Origin of the sequence: Brevibacterium samyangense (assembly GCF_039529845.1) — a bacterium.
Classification (GTDB): domain Bacteria; phylum Actinomycetota; class Actinomycetes; order Actinomycetales; family Brevibacteriaceae; genus Brevibacterium; species Brevibacterium samyangense.
This window is the reverse complement of the sequence record NZ_BAAANO010000014.1, coordinates 16,539-20,936: the sequence shown is the minus strand read 5'-3', so window position 1 is coordinate 20,936 and position 4,398 is coordinate 16,539. Positions and strand designations below refer to the sequence as shown.

Annotated in this window: 5 protein-coding genes; 1 reads left to right on the top strand and 4 read right to left on the bottom strand. The window is 70.0% G+C overall.

Going from position 1 to position 4,398, the window contains the following annotated elements; genetic code table 11:
* The 4 genes from ABD172_RS08020 to glyA form a co-directional block, all read right to left on the bottom strand.
* Positions 1-487: (2Fe-2S)-binding protein (locus ABD172_RS08020; protein WP_344308575.1), on the bottom strand; the 487-nt coding region annotated here is incomplete at its 3' end.
* Complete coding sequence (locus tag ABD172_RS08015) at positions 484-747, bottom strand: sarcosine oxidase subunit delta (protein ID WP_344308573.1); 264 nt, start codon at positions 745-747, stop codon at positions 484-486. The genes ABD172_RS08020 and ABD172_RS08015, both read right to left, overlap by 4 nt.
* 27 nt (positions 748-774) lie before the next feature.
* A complete protein-coding gene (locus ABD172_RS08010; protein ID WP_344308572.1) occupies positions 775-1,992 on the bottom strand; it encodes a sarcosine oxidase subunit beta family protein in 1,218 nt (405 codons plus the stop codon).
* Positions 1,989-3,350 carry a serine hydroxymethyltransferase gene (gene glyA / locus ABD172_RS08005; protein WP_344308570.1) on the bottom strand — a complete coding sequence of 454 codons (1,362 nt, stop codon included), beginning with the start codon at positions 3,348-3,350 and terminating at the stop codon, positions 1,989-1,991. The genes ABD172_RS08010 and glyA overlap by 4 nt, the downstream gene beginning before the upstream one ends.
* Before the next feature lie 161 nt (positions 3,351-3,511).
* On the opposite strand from glyA, the gene ABD172_RS08000 reads away from it, so the two are divergent.
* The gene (locus ABD172_RS08000) at positions 3,512-4,186 is read left to right on the top strand and encodes a GntR family transcriptional regulator (protein WP_344308568.1); all 675 of its coding nucleotides are present in this window, start codon (positions 3,512-3,514) and stop codon (positions 4,184-4,186) included.
* The last annotated feature ends 212 nt before the right edge of the window (positions 4,187-4,398 follow it).

Below are 4,398 nucleotides of genomic sequence, written 5' to 3'. Positions count from 1 at the left end.
GGGACCCGCCGAGTTCCGGGCCGTCGTCGACGAGCATCGTCCGCACGCCCGCGGCGCTCAGCGCGCGGGCGGCTGCGAGGCCCGCGGGGCCGGCCCCGACGACGAGGACGTCGGTATGGACGTACTTCTTGTCGTAGAGGGCGGTGTCGTCGTTCGGGTCGAGATCGCCGAGCCCCGACAGGAGTGTGGCGTCGAGGCCGTCGACGAGTTCGACCGTCGTCGCCGGGAGCATCGATTCGGCGACCGGATCACCGGGCCGGCGGACGCGGACGAGGGCGTTGGGTTCCTCGACCCCAGCGGAGAGGACACCGCGGGAGCGGCCGGAGTACAGGCCGGGTCCGACGGCGCGGACGCCTGCCCCGAGGAGGGCGGAGGCGAGCGTGTCGCCGGGGTGGCCCGTGTACTCCCGCCCGCCGACGGTGAAGGACAGGGTGCGGGTGCGGTCGATGCGCCCGCCGGAGGGCAAGCGGTGCGAGGGGCTGCTCATCGGGTGGCTCCTTCGTAGACCTCGGTGATGCGGTAGGTGACGGTGTCGCGCACGGCGTTGAACCACTTGCGACACCCGGCGGTGTGTGCCCAGCGTTCGGCGAACACACCCTCGGTGTTCGCGCGGTAGAAGAGGTAGCGGCCCCACTCCTCGTCGGAGAGGGCGTGGGGGTCCTCGGGGTAGGGGACGTGGGCCTCGCCGCCGTAGTGGAACTCGGTCTCGTCACGGGGGCCGCAGTGGGGGCAGGGGATGAGAAGCATGGGGTGTCTCCTGGGGTTCGGGGACGGTCAGTGGGCGACCGCGGCGGCGCCGTGTTCGTCGATGAGGGCCCCGGTCGTGAACCGGTCGAGGCCGAAGGGGGCGTTGAGCCGGTGGGGTTCGTCGTGGGCGATCGTGTGGGCGAGCGTCCACCCCGCGGCGGGCGTGCCCTTGAAGCCGCCGGTGCCCCATCCGCAGTTCACGTAGAGGCCGTCGAGCGGGGTCTTCGAGATCACCGGGGAGGCGTCCGGGGTGACGTCGACGATCCCGCCCCACGTCCGCAGGAGGTGCGCCCGCGCGAAGATCGGGAAGAGTTCGATCGCCGCGGCCATCTGCTCCTCGACGACGTGGAAGGCACCCCGGCGGCCGTACCCGTTGTAGGCGTCGACCCCGGCGCCCATGACGAGTTCGCCCTTGTGCGCCTGGGAGACGTACACGTGGACGTGGTTCGACATCACGACCGTCGGGTGCACGGGCAGGTGGAGTTCGGAGACGAGGGCCTGGAGCGGGTGCGACTGGATGGGCAGGTCGAGCCCCGCCATCCCCGCGAGCACGCTCGAGTGGCCGGCCGCGCAGAGCGCGATGCGTCCGGCGGCGATGTCACCGCGGCTCGTGCGGACGCCCGTGACCCGGCCTCCCTCACGGAGGATCCCCGTGACCTCGCAGTTCTGGATGAGGTCGATGCCGTACTCGTCGGCCTTCCGGGCGAACGCCCACGCGACGTGGTCGTGCTTCGCGATGCCGGCGCGCGGCTGGTACGTCGCGCCGAGGACCGGGTACCGGATGTCGTCCGAGACGTTCACGATCGGGCAGACGTCCTTGACCTCGTCCGGGGTGAGCCATTCGGCGTCGACCCCGCCCAGGCGGTTCGCCTCCGACCGGCGCACGGACTCCCGCACGTCCTGGAGCGTGTGGGCGAGATTGAGGACGCCGCGCTGGCTGAAGAGGAAGTCGTACTCGAGTTCCTCCGGCAGTTGCTCCCAGAGCTTGAGCGAGTGCTCGTAGATCCCGGCGGACTCGTCCCACAGGTAGTTCGAGCGGATGATCGTCGTGTTGCGGGCCATGTTGCCGCCGGCGAGCCAGCCGCGTTCGAGGACCGCGACGTTCGTGATGCCGTGATTGCGGGCGAGGTAGTACGCGGTCGCGAGGCCGTGACCGCCGCCGCCGACGATGACGACGTCGTACGACTTCTTCGGTTCCGGGTTCCGCCACAGGAAGTCCGGGTGTTCGGGCAGGCGTTCGGTCATCGGACGAGCTCCTCGTCGGTCGGGAGGGCGGAGACGGTGTCGATCCCGGCCGCAGCGCCGGCCAGGTCCGCGGCCGCGGCGTCGCCGAGTCCCTCGTAGAGCGGATGGGCGGAGGCGAGGGCCTCGACGCGGGCCCGGAGCGCCTCGAGAGCGGAGTCGTCGGGACGGGTGGAGAGCACCGTCGCGATGATGTCGGCGGTCTCCGCGAAGGCGTCCGCGTCGAAACCGCGGGTGGCGAGGGCCGGGGTGCCGATCCGCAGGCCCGAGCTCACCATCGGCGGGCGGGGGTCGAAGGGGACCGCGTTGCGGTTGACCGTGATGCCGACCGTGTGGAGGAGGTCCTCCGCCTGCTGCCCGTCGAGCTCGGAGTTCCGCAGGTCGACGAGGACGAGGTGGACATCGGTGCCGCCGGTGAGCACGGAGACCCCCGCCTCGGCAACGTCCGACTGCGACAGGCGCTCGGCGAGGATGCGCGCGCCTTCGAGCGTGCGTTCCTGGCGCTCACGGAACTCGGCGCCCGCGGCGAGCCCGAAGGCCACCGCCTTGCCGGCGATCACGTGCTCGAGGGGCCCGCCCTGCTGGCCGGGGAAGACCGCGGAGTTCACCTTCTTCGCGATGGCGGCGTCGTTGCTGAGGATCACGCCGCCGCGAGGGCCGCCGAGGGTCTTGTGGGTCGTCGTCGTGACGACGTCGGCGTACTCGACGGGGTTCGGGTGGAGACCCGCGGCGACGAGTCCGGCGAAGTGCGCCATGTCGACCATGAGGAGGGCGCCGACCTCGTCGGCGATGGCGCGGAATGCGGCGAAGTCGAGCTGCCGCGGGTACGCGGACCAGCCGGCGACGATGAGCTTGGGGCGGTGCTCGCGCGCGAGGCGGGCCACCTCGTCCATGTCGATCCGGAAGTCCTCGGGCGAGACCTCGTAGGACACGATCGAGTAGAGCTTGCCGGAGAAGTTGATCTTCATGCCGTGCGTGAGGTGGCCGCCGTGGGCGAGCGAGAGGCCGAGGACGGTGTCCCCGGGCTCGAGGAGGGCGAACATCGCGGCAGCGTTCGCCTGGGCACCCGAGTGCGGCTGCACGTTCGCGAAGCCTGCGCCGAACAGGCTCTTCACCCGGTCGATCGCGATGCGTTCGATCTCGTCGACGTGTTCGCACCCGCCGTAGTACCGGCGCCCGGGGTAGCCCTCGGCGTACTTGTTCGTGAGGACGGACCCCTGTGCCTCCATGACGGCGACGGGAGCGAAGTTCTCCGAGGCGATCATCTCGAGCGTCGACTGCTGACGGGTGAGCTCGTCCGCGATGAGCGCGTGGACGAGGGGATCGGTGGTGGCCAGTGGGCGGGAGAGGAGCGATTCCATCGAGATCTCCTGGTACGTGGAAGAGCGAGTGGACGGGGATTGATGTGTGACTGATATATCAATAGTTGCCCTGAAGTATGCTGGGGCCTGCGAGACGTTGTCAATGCCCTGCGGAGACCGTTTTCCCGATAGGTCCCACCGCAGGGGACGAAGGAGGGTTCATGACCGTCACCACCGCACAGTCCGGGGCGCCCGGTGCGGACGGAATGTCCTTGTCGGAACGCGCGTACGCCGTCATCCGCGACCGCCTCGTCATGCTCGACATCCGCCCCGGCGAACCGATCAACGACGTCAAACTCGCCGCCGAACTCCAGATGGGCCGCACCCCGGTCCGGGAGGCCCTCAAACGCCTCGAACTCGACCACCTCGTGCAGTCCTTCCCCCGGCGCGGCACCTTCGCGACGACGATCGACGTCACCGAACTCGGCTCGATCTCCGAGATCCGCCAGCAACTCGAACCCTTCGCCGCAGCCCGGGCCGCCCGGACCGCCTCCACCGCGGCACGCGAGGAACTCCGCGAACTCGCGGACGAACTTCGTGCCCTCCCCGAGGCCGGCGACACCCTCCCGGACCTCCTCCGCACGGACATCGCGGTCCACCAGGCGATCTACCGCGCGGCGGGGAACCCACACCTCGAGGACGTCCTCGTGCGGTACGACAACCTCGCCACCCGCATCTGGTGCCTCGTGCTCGACCGGCTCCCCGACCTCGGCGCGCACGTCGCCGAACACATCGCCCTCCTCGAGGCAGTCGCCGCCGGCGACGAGGACCTCGCCGCCACCCTCTCCCGCGACCACGTGGATCACTTCGAATCCGAGATCCGTAGGGTGCTCTGAACATGCCGGTCCGAGGTGCCCTCCGGCGGCATCCCGCTATCAGCTGTGCGATCTGGCACGATCCAGCCGCCTGAAATCGTGCCGAAGCGCACACCTGATTCCGGAATCGTGCCGAAGTGCACAGCTGACTCTGCGCGCCACCGAGCATGCGGGAGTACAACTCCGACCTCAGAGTGCTTGTGAAGCGCCGAGGCGCCGGTCCGGGAGTACCC